We start from the raw sequence: 1,184 nt of genomic DNA on the forward strand, positions 1-1,184 counted from the left end.
CTGGCCTCGCCTTTACGTGCCCGCGGGCTTCGGTATCCGACCTGAGCCTTTATTCCGACACGTTTCATCAGTCTCCAGACTCTGTTTACTCCGCACTGTTGCCCGCTGTCCCGCAGATCCAGATGGATTTTGCGATAACCATAGACGCATCCTGATTCCAGCCAGAACTGTTTAATGTAGATTCAATTGGTCAACGCAACAGTTATGTGAAAACATGGGGTTACGGAGGTTTTTTGAATGAGACGAACATTTACAGCAGAGGAAAAAGCCTCTGTTTTTGAACTATGGAAGAACGGAACAGGCTTCAGTGAAATAGCGAATATCCTGGGTTCAAAACCCGGAACGATCTTCACTATGTTAAGGGATACTGGCGGCATAAAACCCCATGAGCGTAAGCGGGCTGTAGCTCACCTGACACTGTCTGAGCGCGAGGAGATACGAGCTGGTTTGTCAGCCAAAATGAGCATTCGTGCGATAGCTACTGCGCTGAATCGCAGTCCTTCGACGATCTCACGTGAAGTTCAGCGTAATCGGGGCAGACGCTATTACAAAGCTGTTGATGCTAATAACCGAGCCAACAGAATGGCGAAAAGGCCAAAACCGTGCTTACTGGATCAAAATTTACCATTGCGAAAGCTTGTTCTGGAAAAGCTGGAGATGAAATGGTCTCCAGAGCAAATATCAGGATGGTTAAGGCGAACAAAACCACGTCAAAAAACGCTGCGAATATCACCTGAGACAATTTATAAAACGCTGTACTTTCGTAGCCGTGAAGCGCTACACCACCTGAATATACAGCATCTGCGACGGTCGCATAGCCTTCGCCATGGCAGGCGTCATACCCGCAAAGGCGAAAGAGGTACGATTAACATAGTGAACGGAACACCAATTCACGAACGTTCCCGAAATATCGATAACAGACGCTCTCTGGGGCATTGGGAGGGCGATTTAGTCTCAGGTACAAAAAACTCTCATATAGCCACACTTGTAGACCGAAAATCACGTTATACGATCATCCTTAGACTCAGGGGCAAAGATTCTGTCTCAGTAAATCAGGCTCTTACCGACAAATTCCTGAGTTTACCGTCAGAACTCAGAAAATCACTGACATGGGACAGAGGAATGGAACTGGCCAGACATCTAGAATTTACTGTCAGGGTAATCCCCCCGAAAAACCGGTGTGT

Annotated in this window: 1 protein-coding gene and 1 pseudogene; one reads left to right on the forward strand and one right to left on the reverse strand. The window is 47.4% G+C overall.

Annotation, left to right across the window (positions count from 1 at the left end):
* Positions 1-176 (reverse strand): annotated as a pseudogene (locus tag FDW88_RS04440) (IS3 family transposase); the annotation flags it as partial.
* Between the two features lie 61 nt (positions 177-237).
* On the opposite strand from FDW88_RS04440, the gene FDW88_RS04445 reads away from it, so the two are divergent.
* Positions 238-1,184: IS30-like element IS30 family transposase (locus tag FDW88_RS04445; RefSeq protein WP_137362102.1), on the forward strand; the 947-nt coding region annotated here is incomplete at its 3' end.

This window comes from Citrobacter sp. wls829, assembly GCF_005280825.1.
GTDB lineage: Bacteria > Pseudomonadota > Gammaproteobacteria > Enterobacterales > Enterobacteriaceae > Citrobacter > Citrobacter gillenii.